Source organism: Streptomyces sp. A 4/2 (genome assembly GCF_940670765.1).
In the GTDB taxonomy this organism is placed as follows: domain Bacteria; phylum Actinomycetota; class Actinomycetes; order Streptomycetales; family Streptomycetaceae; genus Streptomyces.
Map to the genome: position 1 here is coordinate 282,047 of NZ_CALNVW010000020.1, position 15,055 is coordinate 297,101.

Annotated in this window: 12 protein-coding genes; 8 read left to right on the forward strand and 4 right to left on the reverse strand. The window is 69.6% G+C overall.

Features of this window, described 5'->3' with window-relative positions:
* Positions 1–57 precede the first annotated feature (57 nt).
* From NBY69_RS15960 to NBY69_RS15980, 5 genes are all read left to right on the forward strand, one after another.
* Complete coding sequence (locus tag NBY69_RS15960; RefSeq protein ID WP_250301570.1) at positions 58–1,539, forward strand: APC family permease; 1,482 nt, start codon at positions 58–60, stop codon at positions 1,537–1,539.
* Complete coding sequence (locus tag NBY69_RS15965) at positions 1,536–2,552, forward strand: acetamidase/formamidase family protein (RefSeq protein ID WP_250301571.1); 1,017 nt, start codon at positions 1,536–1,538, stop codon at positions 2,550–2,552. The genes NBY69_RS15960 and NBY69_RS15965 overlap by 4 nt, the downstream gene beginning before the upstream one ends.
* Before the next feature lie 96 nt (positions 2,553–2,648).
* Positions 2,649–3,251, forward strand: a complete 603-nt coding sequence (locus tag NBY69_RS15970; RefSeq protein ID WP_250301572.1) for an N-acetylmuramoyl-L-alanine amidase — start codon at positions 2,649–2,651, stop codon at positions 3,249–3,251.
* A 76-nt stretch (positions 3,252–3,327) separates the two neighbouring features.
* A complete protein-coding gene (locus NBY69_RS15975; protein ID WP_250301573.1) occupies positions 3,328–4,581 on the forward strand; it encodes a GAF domain-containing protein in 1,254 nt (417 codons plus the stop codon).
* A gap of 126 nt (positions 4,582–4,707) precedes the next feature.
* Positions 4,708–6,231 carry an aldehyde dehydrogenase family protein gene (locus NBY69_RS15980; RefSeq protein WP_250301574.1) on the forward strand — a complete coding sequence of 508 codons (1,524 nt, stop codon included), beginning with the start codon at positions 4,708–4,710 and terminating at the stop codon, positions 6,229–6,231.
* A gap of 142 nt (positions 6,232–6,373) precedes the next feature.
* Here the strand turns inward: NBY69_RS15980 and NBY69_RS15985 are convergent, their stop codons facing one another.
* A complete protein-coding gene (locus NBY69_RS15985) occupies positions 6,374–6,754 on the reverse strand; it encodes a hypothetical protein (RefSeq protein WP_250301575.1) in 381 nt (126 codons plus the stop codon).
* A gap of 191 nt (positions 6,755–6,945) precedes the next feature.
* Positions 6,946–7,404 (reverse strand): ATP-binding protein, encoded by a 459-nt coding sequence (locus tag NBY69_RS15990; protein WP_250301576.1) that lies wholly within the window; start codon positions 7,402–7,404, stop codon positions 6,946–6,948.
* A 309-nt stretch (positions 7,405–7,713) separates the two neighbouring features.
* Here NBY69_RS15990 and NBY69_RS15995 point away from each other — a divergent pair, with 309 nt between their 5' ends.
* The 3 genes from NBY69_RS15995 to NBY69_RS16005 all read left to right on the forward strand — a co-directional run bounded on the left by NBY69_RS15995 (position 7,714) and on the right by NBY69_RS16005 (position 9,729).
* Positions 7,714–8,580 carry a helix-turn-helix transcriptional regulator gene (locus NBY69_RS15995; RefSeq protein WP_250301577.1) on the forward strand — a complete coding sequence of 289 codons (867 nt, stop codon included), beginning with the start codon at positions 7,714–7,716 and terminating at the stop codon, positions 8,578–8,580.
* Positions 8,577–8,828: a DUF397 domain-containing protein gene (locus NBY69_RS16000; RefSeq protein ID WP_250301578.1), complete on the forward strand. Its 252-nt coding sequence runs from the start codon at positions 8,577–8,579 to the stop codon at positions 8,826–8,828. Before NBY69_RS15995 ends, NBY69_RS16000 begins: the two co-directional genes overlap by 4 nt.
* A gap of 82 nt (positions 8,829–8,910) precedes the next feature.
* The gene (locus tag NBY69_RS16005) at positions 8,911–9,729 is read left to right on the forward strand and encodes an SAM-dependent methyltransferase (RefSeq protein WP_250301579.1); all 819 of its coding nucleotides are present in this window, start codon (positions 8,911–8,913) and stop codon (positions 9,727–9,729) included.
* Between the two features lie 80 nt (positions 9,730–9,809).
* Here NBY69_RS16005 and NBY69_RS16010 read toward each other — a convergent pair whose 3' ends face one another.
* Entirely contained in the window at positions 9,810–10,769 is a 960-nt protein-coding gene (locus tag NBY69_RS16010) for an ROK family protein (protein ID WP_250301767.1), read from the reverse strand.
* A 487-nt stretch (positions 10,770–11,256) separates the two neighbouring features.
* Positions 11,257–14,907, reverse strand: coding sequence for a glycoside hydrolase family 3 C-terminal domain-containing protein (locus NBY69_RS16015; RefSeq protein WP_250301580.1), 3,651 nt, complete (start codon positions 14,905–14,907; stop codon positions 11,257–11,259).
* Positions 14,908–15,055 lie beyond the last annotated feature (148 nt).

Here is a 15,055-nt window from a genome sequence, read left to right on the forward strand (position 1 = left end):
CCCGTACGGTATGGCCCGCGGGACTCGTGCCGGCCGACGGACACAGGGAGTCGAAGAATGCCGGGGGAACCGAACCCAGGGCTACGGCGCGATGCCGTCGGGCTGCGTGAGGTCCTCTTCCAGAGCATCACGGCGATGGCCCCCGCCGCGGCCATCGCCGCCTCCATCCCGTCGGGTGCCGCTTTCGCGGGCGGGAGTCTGCCGCTGTCCGTACTGGTCGCGCTGGTCGCCTGTCTGTTCACGGCCTCCGGCGTCGCCGAGCTGGCACGGGAGTTACCCGCGGCGGGCTCGGTGGCGACCTACTCCGCGCGGGGACTGCACCCGGCGGTCGGGTTCCTGGTCGGATGGGGATACGTCTTCGTCGAGGCGCTGGTACCAGCCCTCCTGCTGCTCCAGCTCGGCTTCACCACGGCCGGCACCCTGCACCAGGAGTGGGCGTCCTTCCCGACGGACCTGTGGTGGCCGTGGTCGCTGGCAGGGGCCGTGATCATCGCGCTGGCGGGCTTCTTCGGCGTACGGGCGTCCGCCCGCCTCGGCACGGTCCTCGGCATTTTCGAGGTGCTCGTCTTCCTCGTCTTCGCCGTGCTGTTGATCGCGAAGGCCGGTGACGCCAACACCCTCTCGGTCTTCGGCAGTTCGCACACGGCGAGCGGATACAGCGGGATCAGCGGCGTCTTCGCCGGTTCGGTCTACACGGTGCTGGCCTTCTCCGGATTCGAGGCGGCGGCGCCCCTCGCCGAGGAGGCCAGGGACCCGCGACGGACCACGCGGCGGGCGGTGCTCGGAGCGGCGCTGGCGATCGGTCTGGTCTACGTCCTGACGACGTACGCCATGTCGGTGTACTTCGGCCCGGACCGTTTCGCCGGGTTCGGCGTGTCCGGGGCGGCCTCCTGGGAGGGGGTGGCCCGCGCGTCGTTCGGACTGTTCTGGGTGGTGCTCTTCCTCGCCGTGGTCAACTCGACCATCGCCAACGCCAACGCGTGCTCCAACGTCTCGACCCGGACCGCCTTCGCACTCGGCCGCATCGGGGTGTTCCCGCGCCCCTTCGCCCGCGTCCATCCGCGACACCGGTCCCCGGTGGTCGGTGTCGCCGTGCAGTTCGTCGTCGCGGTGGCCACGGTGCTGGGGCTCGGCCTCGCCTACGACCCGGTGACGGCGTTCGCCCTGCTCGCCACGGTCATCGTGACGGTGGTCATCGGGGTGTACATCGTGGTGAACCTGGCCTGCGCCGGGTACTTCCTGCGGCGCAGACGCGAGGCGTTCCGTCCGGTGCTGCATCTGCTCTTCCCGCTGCTGGGCATCGCCGCTTTCGTCCCGGCACTGCTGACGGCCGCCGGGATACCCGCCTTCGACTTCGTCTCGGAGCTGAAACCGCCCGTCTCGTACGCGGGTCCGGTCGTCGGTGGCTGGATGCTGATCGGCGTCGTGGTCCTCGCCGTACTGGCACGCAGGCATCCGGAACGGCTGGCGGAGACCGGACGGGTCCACCTGGACGAACCGCAGGACCCCGAGGAGATCACAGGAGAGGCAAACCGATGACCGATCCGCGCATCCTGAAGGTACGGCCCCAGGAGGGCGACTACGCCTGGACGTTCGGCGGGGCGGCCCCGGTGGCGCGCATCGCGCCCGGCACCGTCCTCGACCTGTTCACCGAGGACTGCTTCGCGGGACGGGTCCGCTCCACGAAGGACCTGGTGTCCGAGGTCTGCGAGTTCCCCTTCCTCAATCCGCAGACCGGCCCCTTCCACGTCGAGGGGGCGGAGCCCGGTGACACCGTGGCCGTGCACTTCGTGTCCGTCGAACCGGCCCGTGACTGGGCGGCGTCGACGACCGTCCCGCTCTTCGGGGCGCTGACCTCCACGCATACGACGGCCACCTTGCAGCCGCCGCTGCCCGAGGTCGTATGGATGTGGGAGCTCGACAGGGAGCGGCGTACCTGCCTCTTCCGGGCGCGGGACAGCGACATCGAGATCGCCCTGCCGATGGACCCGATGCACGGCACGGTCGGCGTGGCGCCCGCGAATCTGGAGGTACGGTCCGCGCTGGTGCCCGACGCGCACGGAGGGAACATGGACACCCCGGAGATGCGCGCGGGCGTCACGTGTTACCTCGGGGTGAATGTCGAGGGAGCGCTGCTCAGTCTCGGCGACGGTCATGCCCGTCAGGGGGAGGGCGAGACCTGCGGGGTAGCTGTGGAGTGCGCCATGAACACGGTCGTGGTGGTGGAACTGCTCAAGGGTGTGGCAACCCCCTGGCCCCGGCTGGAGTCCGACACCCATCTCCTCTCGACCGGCTCCGCGCGGCCCCTCGAAGACGCCTTCCGCATCTCGCAGTTGGACCTGGTGCAGTGGCTGTCCCGTGATTACGGACTGTCCGAACTGGACGCGTACCAACTGATCTCGCAGGCGGGCGAGGCCCCGCTCGCCAATGTCTGCGACACCAACTACACCTGCGTGGCCAAGATCCGCAAGGAGTGGCTGCCCGCGGGCGAACCCCACCGCGGCCTGCACCGGCACCTGAGGGAGGTCGCCGCCGTACTGCCCCGTCCGTGACCTGCGCGGACGTCGCAAACCCAGGTGCGCGCACCGGTCCTCCGGCCTCTGCGTTCCCCGACACAACGCGTTCCCCCCACACAAGGAGAGAGACACATGGCACGCAACGGATCAGGTCCCAGCCGCAGACGACTCCTCCAGAGCGCGGCGCTCGCGGTGACGGCCGGCGTGGTGCTGCCCGCCACCCACGCCGAAGCGGGTTCCACGGACGGCACCGACTACCCCCTCGCCCACTGGACACCCGCGTCGACCGCCAACTACACGGCCTCCAACCGCCCTTCGGCCTATGCCATCGACCGGGTGGTCATCCATGTCACGCAGGAGACCTTCGCCAATACACTGACGATCTTCCAGGACCCGGCGAAAGCGGTCACCGCCCACTACGTGGTGCGCTCCGCCGACGGATACGTCGCGCAGTGCGTCCGTGAGCACGACATCGCCTGGCACGCCGGGAACTGGGACTACAACACCCGCAGCGTCGGGATCGAGCACGAGGGCTGGGTCGACCAGCCCGCGTACTTCACCGACGCCCTGTACGCGAAGTCGGCGGCCCTGACCGCCTCCGTCTGCGACCGGTACGGCATTCCGAAGGACCGTACCCACATCATCGGGCACGTCGAGGTCCCCGGGACGGATCACACCGACCCCGGACCCCACTGGGACTGGGTCCGTTACATCCGACTGGTCAACCTCGCCTGACAGGAAGCTTGCCCGGCCCCGCCGCCGGGGTGACGATGGGCCGTGTCCGGAGCACCCGGGGGCCGGGGAGGCCGAGTTGACCGACACATGGGTGGCTCTCGAAGCGGGTGCCGACCCCGCACGCCGCCGCAGAGCGCTGCGCGGGGCGTACGAATCGTTCGCGGCGGCGGGACGGGTCGAGCACCCGGTACGGAAGGTGGTGGCCGACTCCTGGCAGCGCTCCGCCCGCGCGCACGTCAGCCGGGAGGGCACCGCGAGCGTCGAGCTGTCCGGTGACGGGCTCGCGGCCTACCGGGACGGGCATCCGCTGGCCCGTGTGATGCCGCTGTTCCGGGAGCTGATGGGCGCCTACGCCATGGACGGAGAACACCTGCTCGCGGTGTGCGACGCCCACGGCCGGCTGCTGTGGGTGGAGGGCCACGCCACGCCCCGGCGGCAGGCGGGCCGGATGAATTTCGTCCCGGGGGCCCGCTGGGCGGAGTCGGCAACCGGGACCAACGCACCCGGTACGGCGATCGCCGTGGACCGTCCCGTGCAGGTCTTCGCCGCCGAGCACTTCCAGCGCCCCGTCCACCCCTGGACCTGCGCGGCGGCACCGGTCCACGACCCGGTCACCGGCCGGCTGCTGGGGGCGGTGGACATCACGGGCGGCGACCGGCTCGCCCATCCGCACAGCCTGGCCTTCGTGGGAGCGGTGGCGCGGGCCGCGGAGTCGCAACTCGCGCTGCTGGCGCCGCCGCCCGCCACGGGCTCCGTACAGCTGTCCGTACTGGGACGGGACGAGGCACTGCTCGTGGCGGACGGCCGCAAGACCGCGCTCAGCCGCCGGCACAGCGAGATCCTCACCCTCCTCGCCCGGCGTCCGGAGGGCGTCACCGGTGACGAGCTGCTGGTGCAGCTGTACGAGGACGAGTCGGTGACCCCGGTCACCCTGCGCGCGGAGCTCTTCCGGCTGCGCGGGGTGCTCGGCCCCGAGCTGCTGCGCTCGCGCCCGTACCGGCTGACCGCGCCCGTCGACACGGACTTCGACGGTGTGGCACGCCGACTGGCCTCCGGCGCGGTCACCTCGGCGATGAGCGCCTACACCGGTCCGTTGTTACCCGGGTCCCGGGCACCCGGGGTGGTCCGGCTGCGCGAGCGGCTGGCGGCCGAGCTGCGTTCGGCACTGATCGCGCGGGGCGATCCGGGGCTGCTGGCGGACTGGGCGTACAGCCCGTGGGGCGAGGACGACCTGTCCGTCTGGCGCGCCCTCGCCGTCTCGCTGCCCGTGTCCCAGCGCTCGTCCGCGCTCGCCCGGGTGCACGAGCTCGACTCCTGGCAGCGTTCCTGACCGGGTGCCCCCGGCCTGGCCGCTCTCCCGAGCGCCGCCGCAACCAGGTTGCAACCTCGCGCTCCCTAACGTCGGCCCCGGGCGCCGTCCGACGGCGGGCGGCGCGGAATCCGGGAGGCCACTGAGATGACCCGTTACGCAGCGCCGGGTACCGAGGGCGCGATCGTCACGTACGAGTCGCGCTACGACCACTGGATCGGCGGGGAGTTCGTCCCGCCCGCCCGCGGCCAGTACTTCGAGAACCCGAGCCCGGTCAACGGCCGGCCCTTCACCGAGATCGCCCGAGGCACCGCCGAGGACGTCGAACGCGCCCTGGACGCCGCCCACGCCGCGGCCCCGGCCTGGGGCCGGACGTCGGCGGGTGACCGCGCGAACATCCTCAACAAGATCGCCGACCGGATGGAGGCGCATCTGGAGGAACTCGCGGTCGCCGAGAGCTGGGAGAACGGCAAGCCGGTACGCGAGACCCTCGCGGCCGACATCCCGCTCGCCGTCGACCACTTCCGTTACTTCGCGGGGGCGCTGCGGGCCCAGGAGGGAACGCTCAGCGAGGTCGACGACGACACCGTCGCATACCACTTCCACGAGCCGCTGGGCGTGGTCGGTCAGATCATCCCGTGGAACTTCCCGATCCTGATGGCCGTCTGGAAGCTGGCGCCCGCGCTGGCCGCCGGCAACGCGGTGGTGCTCAAGCCGGCCGAACAGACCCCGGCCTCCGTCCACTTCTGGATGAGCCTGGTCTCCGATCTGCTGCCGGCCGGGGTCGTCAACATCGTCAACGGTTTCGGCTCGGAGGCGGGCAAGCCTCTGGCGTCGAGCCCGCGCGTCGCGAAGATCGCGTTCACCGGCGAGACCACCACGGGGCGGCTGATCATGCAGTACGCCTCCGAGAACATCAAGCCGGTCACCCTCGAACTCGGTGGCAAGTCCCCGAACATCTTCTTCGACGACGTGTGGTCGGCGGACGACGACTTCCGGGACAAGGCGCTCGAAGGCTTCACGATGTTCGCGCTCAACCAGGGCGAGGTGTGCACCTGCCCTTCGCGTGCGCTGATCCAGCGTGGCCATTACAGCGAGTTCCTGGAGGCGGGCATCGCCCGCACCCAGCAGATCGTGCCCGGCCACCCGCTGGACACGGACACGATGATCGGCGCGCAGGCCTCCAACGACCAGTTGCAGAAGATCCTCTCGTACCTCGACATCGGCCAGCAGGAAGGCGCCAAGATCCTGACCGGCGGGCAGCGCATCGAGTACGACGGTGAGCTGGCGGGCGGTTACTACGTCCAGCCGACGATCTTCGAGGGCGACAACCGGATGCGGGTCTTCCAGGAGGAGATCTTCGGCCCGGTCGTCGCGGTGACGTCCTTCTCGGACTTCGACGACGCGATCAGCACGGCGAACGACACGCTGTACGGCCTCGGCGCGGGCGTCTGGACCCGGGACATGAACACCGCCTACCGGGCGGGCCGTGCCATCCAGGCGGGCCGGGTCTGGACGAACTGCTACCACGCGTATCCGGCGCACGCGGCGTTCGGCGGCTACAAGCAGTCGGGCATCGGCCGGGAGAACCACCGGATGATGCTCGACCACTACCAGCAGACGAAGAACATTCTGGTGTCGTACTCGCCGAAGAAGCTGGGCTTCTTCTAGACGCAGAAGAGGGGCGCCTGACCAGGGCAGATGCCCGGCAGGCGCTCTCCACGTCGTCATCGTCCGTGACCTCCCCCTATCGCCGCACGGAGCCTTCGATCAGGGTGCCGGCGTGGTTCCGCGCATCAGCCAGGGCCTGGCATCACCGGACGTCGCAGCCCTGTGACGACAAGGGCGCCCAGGTGTACCGGACGCGCACGCCCTGGCCGTGGAGCCAGTCGGCCTCACGGTGCCGGAGTTCGCGCGCGGACTCCGGGGCGATGGCGCAGGGCCAGCGGACGAGTACCGCGGTGACGTGGCCCGTCTGTACCAGCTGTCTCACCCGCCGCCATCCTCTGCGCCGGGCCGGATCGGGCTCACCGTACGTGTCGGTGACGACCTCGGCGATCGTCAGTCCGCGCTCCTGGGCGAACGCGTGACCCTCCGCCTGCGCGCGCTGCGCGGCTCCCCCGACCGCGCCCCGGGCGCGGTCGGCGCACACGTACAGAACGACGGGAGAAGCGGTTTCACCGTGGGGAGTCATGGGCGCCCTCTGCAGACGGATCGGGGTGGAGAGGTTCCGCCCCGCGAAGGGGACGTAGCAGGCCGTACGTTCGCTGTCGTCGGACGGAGCGGCCGGCCCTGTGCGCGGCCGACCGGTTCTGGTCACGCTCCATCCGGGCTGTCGCCGACGGGACCGGCGCCATGTGCGGCGTCGTCCGGTTTGCCACCGCATCAGGGGTGGGTCGCCAACTCGGCCCAGACGAACTTCCCTTCGGCCCGTGTCGAGCGTGCGGAGCCCCAGCTGTCCGCGAGCTGCTGGACGATGAGCAGCCCTCGCCCGCTCTCCCCACCGGGACCGATGTGGTGCTCGGGCGGGCGGACCGGGGTGCTGCCCTCGTCGTGAAGTTCGATGCGCAGACGCCGCTCGTCGCTGGTCAGCGTGAGGCCGCACAGGACATGACCGCTGCCGGTGTGGAGTACGGCGTTCGTGGTCAGCTCGGAGACCAGCAGCACCGCGTCGCAACATGTGTCGCCGGGCAGCTTCCAAGCACGGAGCCGGTCGCGCACGGTGTCGCGGGCGGATCTCGCACTGGTACGCAGGGCGGGCAGGCCGAACCAGTACTCCCGGCGCGGCACGGTCCCGGCTAAGGCAGGGGTCGAGGCCGGGGCCGAGGGCGTGGACAGAGTCACGAATGTCCTTCCAGCGCCTTCCAGAGGGCGCGGTGAGGGGATGCGGGACCGAATCGAGCGGTGAGAGGCGTATGCCGGGGCAGGCACCCGGCAGCGGGGTGCTGATGCCGGCATCGACATCACACGCCCTCTCCGGACCGGATCCCGTGCCATTGCTGTGACTTGACCGCTCACCCGTCCACTATGCGCGTGACGGAGCTCATGCTGCAACCGACTCCCTGATAATTTCAGCAGCACTGTTATCAGCCTGGCGTCAACATCAAATCGCTGTAACAATGGCGCTGTTGACGGTTTCCCAGGAGGTTGGGCGTGAGCGAAGCCCGTTCCAGCACCAGTGCGCCGACAGTTCTGCGCATGATCCTCGGCCGTCGGCTGCAGGAAATGCGGCTAGGCGCCGGTGCCTCGCTGGAGGACGCGGCAAAGGCTCTGCGCGTGACGACCCTGACGGTCCGCCGGCTGGAAAAGGCCGAGGTCGCGCTGAAGCCTCTCTACGCGGAGAAGCTCCTGGAGACCTTCGGCGCGGGCCGCCAGGAGATCGACGAGTTCGTCGACCTGGCCGAGCAGGCCAACAAGCCCGGCTGGTGGCACTCCTATCGCGATGCCGTCCCCAGCTGGTTCACGGCGTACATCAGCCTGGAGACGAGCGCCAAGATCCTCCGCACGTATGAACCCCAGTACGTCACCGGTCTTCTGCAGACCCCCGACTACGCGCACGCCGTACTGCGCGGCGGGATGCCGAACGGCAGCGACGAGGAGCTCGCACGCCGTGTGGAGCTGCGGCTGCGCCGCCAGAGCCTGCTGGAGCGGGAGGACGCCCCCACGTTGTGGGTGGTCATGGAGGAAGCCGTTCTGCACCGGGTGGTGGACGGCCCTCACGTCATGCGCGAGCAGCTCGAACGACTTCTGGACGTCTCCGATCTCGCGCACGTCAGCCTCGACATCGTGCCCTTCACCGCGGGCGCGCATGTCGGAGCGTGCGCACCGTTCACATACTTCCGGTTCGAAGAACCCGAATTGCCCGACATTGTCTACAGCGAACTCCTGTCCGCCTCGGTCTACCTGGACCAGCGCGCGGACGTCGTCTCCCATCTGGAGGCACATTCCCGCATGGCGCTGCTGACATCGTCCGAGGACAGCAAGGCGCTCTTGAACCGCATGCGCAAGGAGTACTCATGACGATCACCGACGAGGGCGTCTACAACGGCATGCCGGCCCGCAATCTCGGGGAACAGGGCTGGGAGCACCCCTGGAGCGGGCCGAACGGCGGTCAGTGCGTCGAGGCGAAACAACTCGCCGACGGCCGCGTGGCCGTACGCCAGTCCACCGACCCGGCCGGACCGGCGCTGATCTACACGCCGGAGGAGATCGCGGCGTTCGTCCGCGGGGTCAAAGAGGGCCTGGCCGATCACTTGGCCACCGGATGATCCGACGGCGGGCAGAAGGAACGGCGGCACCGGTCCCGTACCCGGTCTGCGAACCGACCGACACACACATGAAGGGGGCAACATGACCACCAGTCAGGCCGGCCGCGATCTCGACACGAGCAAGGCACACTCGGCCCGGATGTACGACTACTTCCTCGGCGGCAAGGACCACTTCGAGATCGACAAGGAGGCGGCCCTGGTCGCCGCCCGGGCCCACCCCGGCATCTACCTGACCGCGCGCGAGAACCGGGCGTTCATGCACCGGGCCACCCGGGTCCTGGCGCAGGAGCACGGCATCCGCCAGTGGCTCGACATCGGTACGGGCATCCCGACCGAGCCCAACCTGCACCAGGTCGCCCAGTCCGTCGCGCGCGACGCCCGCATCGTGTACGCGGACAACGACCCGCTCGTCCTCAAGTACGCCGAACGCCTCATGCGCAGCACGACACAGGGACGCACGGCCTACGTCGAGGCCGACATCACCGACCCCGATGCGCTGATGAGCGCCGTGGAGGACGCGGGGGTCCTGGACTTCGACCAGCCCATCGCCCTCTCCCTCAACGCGCTCATGCACTTCATCACCGACCCGCACGACCCGTACGCCATCGTCCGCCGGCTGCTCGACCCGCTCCCGGCGGGCAGCGCCCTCGCCATGAACCACTGCACGCCCGACTTCGACCCCGTCACCTGGAACAAGGTCGCGGAGGTCTACACGAAGTCCGGGTCTCCGGTGCAGTTCCGTTCGCACAGCGACGTCCGTCGCTTCTTCGAGGGACTCGACCTGGTCGCCCCCGGCATATGCTGCTGCCACCGCTGGCGGTCCGCCGGGCCCGCCACCCAGGGGGCGGAGGTCACGGACGCGCAGATCAGCCTGCTGGCAGGCGTAGGCATCAAACGCTAGCCGGAGCCGGCCCCAAGCATCCGCCCCGCAGAGCACCATCAGGAGCGGCGTTGGGCCAGTGGCATCGGGCCAAGGTCGGTTCAGCCTGGTCGGCAGGAACGGTCGGACAGAAGCTGAGGGGCGTCGGCGAGGACGAGACCGGCGGCGCCGCGGACTTCGGCGCCGTCGCCGAGACCGCCGGTGACGATCTCGACGCTCTCCGCGGCGGAGGGCAGTGTGTGGTTGCACACGCCGGCGCGCATCGGTTCGAGGATGTCCTTGCCCGCGCGCGCGAGGTCGCCGCCGACCACGATGAGCCGAGGGTTGAGGAGGGTGACCAGGTTGGACAGGGCGCGGCCGACCGCGTCGCCGGCGTCGCGAACGGCTCGCAGGGCGCCCGGGTTGCGCTGTTCGATGAGTCCGGGCAGGTCGCGGGCGGCGACCGGATGGCCCCAACTGTCCGCCAGCAGGCGGGCGATGGCGACGGGGCTGGCCACCGTCTCCAGGCAACCGCGGTTGCCGCAGCGGCAGATGAGGCCATCGGCGATGAGCGGGATGTGCCCGATCTCGCCCGCGAGTCCGCGGGCGCCGAGCAGCAGCCGCCCATTGCTGACGATGCCCGCGCCGATGCCCGCCGACAGCCGGACGTAGACCATGTCGCCGGTCTGCCGGCCGGCGCCGTACATCCGCTCGGCGAGGGCGCCGGCGTTGGCGTCGTTGGTGACGCGGACCGGCAGCGCGGTACGGCGCTCGAGCTCTTCGGTCAGCCGCATGCCGACCCAGCCGGACATGATGCCCTCGGCACCGAGGGCGCCGCTGTCCTTCTCCACCGGCGAGGCGATACCGACCCCTGCCCCCAGCACCCGGGAGCGCTCGATCCCGCTCTCCTGGAGGGCGCGCGCGACCAGTGCGGCGACCAGGTCGAGGGTCTCCTCGGGCGCCCGGTCCACTTCCTTGGCCACGCAGTGCTCCCACTGGACCGACCCGAACAGGTCGCAAAGGATCACCCGGACGTGTTGGTGACCGATGTCCGCGCCGATCGCATAGCCCGCGGTCGGCACCAACGACAGGGACTGTGCGGGTCTGCCGGTGCGGCGCGGTTCCGGGCCCTCCGGTCCCTCGTCCTCGATGACCAGACCGACGGAGATCAGGTCGGCGATCAGAGAGGAGACGGTAGCCCGGGACAGCCCGGTGGCCCGGAGCAGCTCGGGACGGCTGCTGTGCGTGGTGGAGTGCAGGGCCTCAAGGACCCGCAGCCGTCCTACCTCACGCAGGTTGACTGGCGTTTCGATCGTGGCCCCCGGGGTGTTGCGAATGGTCAGCCGCAGGCTGCCTTCTCGGTGTTCCCGCCGTCAAGAACCTTGTCCGTGAAGCTCAGGCAGAGAGTTCGTCGGCCGCCGCCGTTCGCCGTGCTGCCGTCGGCGGCGGCACAGCCCGGCAGGAGGCAGTACCTGCTCCCCTGATCCTGGTGGGACAACCAGGCACCGTGCACCCCACGGTGCCTGACCTACGTCTGCTGCGGCTGCCGGCCCCTTCCAGCGACAGGGGTCAGCCGCCGACGGCCACGGAGAAGAGGTGCATGGCGAGTACCTTGTCGGTCGCGCTGCTGCTGACGTTCGGCAGGGTGACGGCCTGCACGGTCTTGCCGGGCAGCAGGTCGACCGTCGCGGCATAGATGTTCACGGGCTGCTGCGACTGCCCGCCGCTGTTGTTGAGGTACGGCAGGCCGGCTGCGATGTCACTGCCCGGGGAAGCGGTCTTCGACCACCAGTCGGCGAGAGTCAGCGCGTACCTCTGGGTGGTGCCGTCGGTATAGGTGATGGTGCCGCTGCCGGACGCGCTGCCGAAGGCACTCGCGCCGACGAAACCCAGCTTGGTACCGGTGCCGGTGATCTCGATCGCCTGGCCACCGGCCACCACGTTGTCGGGCCTTCCGGTACCGGCGGTGGCCGGCCACGGGAAGGAGATCCCGTCATGGGCGGTGCTCTTGCCGGGAGTCCAGCCGACGGCCTGTAGCGCCTGGCTGGAGAGGCTGGCGCCCCCGCCGTCGAAGTTGCCGGCCCCGGTGTTGTCGTCGCTGCTGATTCCAGGGTTGGTGGAGGCGGCGGTCAGTGAGGCGTACGGCACGGTGACCGCCGCATCCGCGGTGTGGTCGCCGCCAGGTGTGCTGACGGTGGCGCCCAGCGTGAAGGAGGCCGGGTCGGCGGCGGCCGGGACGGTCACCGACCAGGTGGTGCTGACGGCCTCTCCTGCGCCGACCTGGTGGAAGGTGGCCGGGGTGTCGGCGGTGGCGGTCCAGCCGTCGGGCGCCGTCAGCCCAACCCTGATGTTGTTCACTGCGGCGGCCGAGCCGTTGGTGTAGGTGGTGGTCGCGGTGAGTGTGGAACCGGCCTCGGCGACCGTCGGCGCGCCGAGCTTCAGGGAGTTGCGCACCACGACGGGGGTCGAGCCGGACACCCCACTGACCGTGACGGAGATGGTGGCGACACCGTCGGCGACCGCGTGCACGGTGCCGTTCTTGTCGACGGTGGCGACCTTGGTGTCACTACTCCTGTAGGTGGGCCTGGTGGTGTTCAGGTTCACGAAGGACTGGTCGTTGTTGACCGCCTCCACGACGTTGTCCGCGGTGATCGACGTGTCGCGCTGCTCCTTGGAGTGGTCGGTGTCGTCCTTGATCCACTGGTTCTTGCCGGTGAGGCTGAATGTGTCGCCCGCGTTGTGGACGACGCTCTCCGGCTGCACCGTGACGGTCCGCACCTTCGGGGTGAGGCGACCGCTGATGCGTACGGTCGCGGTGCCCGCGGGGTGCGCGGAGTCCGGGCCGACCTGGAACTGGTAGGGACCGTTGTAGACCGTCTGCCGGGATTTCGCGGCGTCCCAGCTCGACAGGTCGGAGGCTTTGACGGTGATGTTCAGGTGCTGGGTCCGGCCGGGTTCGAGTACGTCGGTCTTCGCGAAGCCGGCCAGCCGCTTCTGCGGCAACTGGACACCCTGGACCTTGAACGGCGTGGCCGCGTAGAGCTGCGCGACGGTCGCGCCGGCAGCCTTGCCGGTGTTCTTGACGTCGACGCCGATCTTCACCGAGCCGTCCGGAGTGATCTGCGTGTGGTCGGCGTCGATGTGCGAGTAGGAGAAGGAGCTGTAGCTCAGGCCGTAGCCGAACGGGTAGGTGGGGGTGCCGGTGAAGTACTGGTAGGTGCGGCCGAGGCCACCGGTCTCACCGGGGGTCAGCCCGTAGTCGGACTTGTCCGGAAGCTGCGACTCGTCCTTGTACCAGGTGAAGTTGAGGCGCCCGGACGGGTTCTGCTTGCCGAAGAGCACGTCGGCGAGCGCGGTGCCCTGGGCCTGGCCGTTGAAGCCGCTGAAGACGATCGAGGAGACCTTCGCCTGCTGGTCGTCGATCTTCACCGGGCCGTCGGACTGGATGACCAGCGCCAGCTTCCTGTTGCCCAGAGCGGAGGTCTGGTCGATCAGCGAGTCGTAGTTGCCGGGCATGGCGAGGTTGGTGCGGTCCTTGCCCTCGTCGGCGTTGCCCGTGTTGGTACCGGCGAATATCACGACCAGGTCGGCGGCCTTGATGTCGGCCTTCGTCCGGTCGCTGAGCGTCGCCGCGGTGGTGGAGGTCGAGGAGGTGCCGGCGGCGTCGAAGACCACATCGGCGCCCGGGTCGGCGGCCTTCACCTCGTCGGTGATGCCCTGCACCGGGCTCGTGGTGTGATCCGGTTCGCCCGAATACAGTCCGAGGGAAGTGGTGTTCGCCATGTCGCCCAGGATGACGACCTTCTTCGTCTTCGACGGGTCGACCGGGAGCAACGGGCTCGCGGCGGCCGGTGCGGAGTTCTTCAGCAGCACCAGCGAGTTGTCGGCGACCTTCGCCGCCAACTGCTGGTGAGCCGGGCTTTCGATCTGGTCCTTGGTGATCGAGGTGTACTTCACGCTCCCGGCCGGGTCGAACTCACCGGTCTCCATGCGGATGGTGAAGACCTTCACCAACGCGGTGTCGATGACGCCCTCGCTGAGCGCGCCGGCGTCGATGGCCTGCTCGATGTTCGCGGTAGTGGCCTCGTCGCCGGTGCAGTTGAGGTCGGTGCCCGCCCGCAGCGAGTACGCCTGGCCGCCCGCCTGGCCCGACATGGTCCTGCCGGTGGCGGTCCGGGTCCAGGTCGGGCTGTCGGCGTCGTGGTCGGTGGTCCAGCCGGGCGGTGCCCAGTCGTGGCCACCGGGGAACTGCCTCCAGTTGGTACCGACCGCGCCGCAGTCCGAGGTGATGTAGCCGTTGAAACCGTAGGTGCGCTGGGCGAGTTCGTTGGTGGTGTAGGTGTCCGAGGTGGACGGGGTGCCGTTGATCGCGTTGTACGAGGTCATCAGGCCGGACACGTGCGCGTTCTCGATGAGGTCGCGGAACTGGGCGGTGTAGTAGTCGCGCAGGTCGGTGTCGTTGACGTCGGAGCTGATGCCGGTGCGGTCGTCCTCGACGTTGTTGAGCGCGTAGTGCTTGGCGGTCGCGGCGACCTTGAGGTAGCCGGTCTGCGAGCTGCCGTCCTGGTTGTTGCCCTCGTAGCCGTCGATGAACTGGCCGGCCATCTGGCCGACGAGGTACGGGTCCTCGCCGAACGCCTCGTCCGTGCGACCCCACCGCGGGTCGCGGTCCAGGTTGACCGTCGGGGCCCAGTAGGTCAGATCGCCGTAGTCGTCGGCGGAGGGACCCAGATTGTTCTGCCCGGTGCCGAACAGGGACTTGTCCAGGAAGCCGCGCGCCTCATCCGAAATCGCGGTGCTCTCCTGGTACATCAGGTCCTTGTCCCAGGACATGGACGCGGCGAAGTTGGTCGGGAAGCTGGTGGAGTGCACGCCTCCCTTCACCCCGCCGTTGTTCTGGTCGGCACCCAGGCTGTTGACGCCGTGCTGCCCCTCGCTCCAGTACGTGTACTGCTGGACGCCCAGCCGTGGGATGGCGGGCCCGCTGTTCGTGCTGAGCTGTTGCGCCTTCTCCTGGAGCGTCATTCTCGACACCAGGTCCGCGGCACGCTCCTGGAACGAGTAGTGCGTGTCCAGGTAGGCCGGGGTACTTGGCGCCATGTGCGAGGTCTGCGCCACGGCGGGACTGCCGTAGGTGGCGCTCAGCCCCACCGCGCATGCGATCGCGCAGACCGCGGCCACGCTCGGCCGCCGAAGCCTGCGTCGCTTCCGCTCGTCCATCCTGTCCTCCGTCGTCCGTCGTCCGTCGTGCGTCGTCCGGGACGTGTCATCAGGCTTGGCCATGAAGGGCAGCCCAGGGCCTGTGCCGGACCTGAACCAGCGATGACGTCATTCGGTGCAACTCCGACACAACTCAGGCCTCACGCCC

Bases quoted from the DNA above. Each gene is read 5' to 3' on its own strand.
- NBY69_RS15965 (WP_250301571.1), top strand. From the start codon at position 1,536: ATGACCGATCCGCGCATCCTGAAGGTACGGCCCCAGGAGGGCGACTAC.
- NBY69_RS15960 (WP_250301570.1), top strand. From the start codon at position 58: ATGCCGGGGGAACCGAACCCAGGGCTACGGCGCGATGCCGTCGGGCTG.
- NBY69_RS16000 (WP_250301578.1), top strand. From the start codon at position 8,577: ATGACGATCACCGACGAGGGCGTCTACAACGGCATGCCGGCCCGCAAT.
- NBY69_RS15985 (WP_250301575.1), bottom strand. From the start codon at position 6,754: ATGACTCCCCACGGTGAAACCGCTTCTCCCGTCGTTCTGTACGTGTGC.
- NBY69_RS16015 (WP_250301580.1), bottom strand. From the start codon at position 14,907: ATGGACGAGCGGAAGCGACGCAGGCTTCGGCGGCCGAGCGTGGCCGCG.
- NBY69_RS15980 (WP_250301574.1), top strand. From the start codon at position 4,708: ATGACCCGTTACGCAGCGCCGGGTACCGAGGGCGCGATCGTCACGTAC.
- NBY69_RS16005 (WP_250301579.1), top strand. From the start codon at position 8,911: ATGACCACCAGTCAGGCCGGCCGCGATCTCGACACGAGCAAGGCACAC.
- NBY69_RS15970 (WP_250301572.1), top strand. From the start codon at position 2,649: ATGGCACGCAACGGATCAGGTCCCAGCCGCAGACGACTCCTCCAGAGC.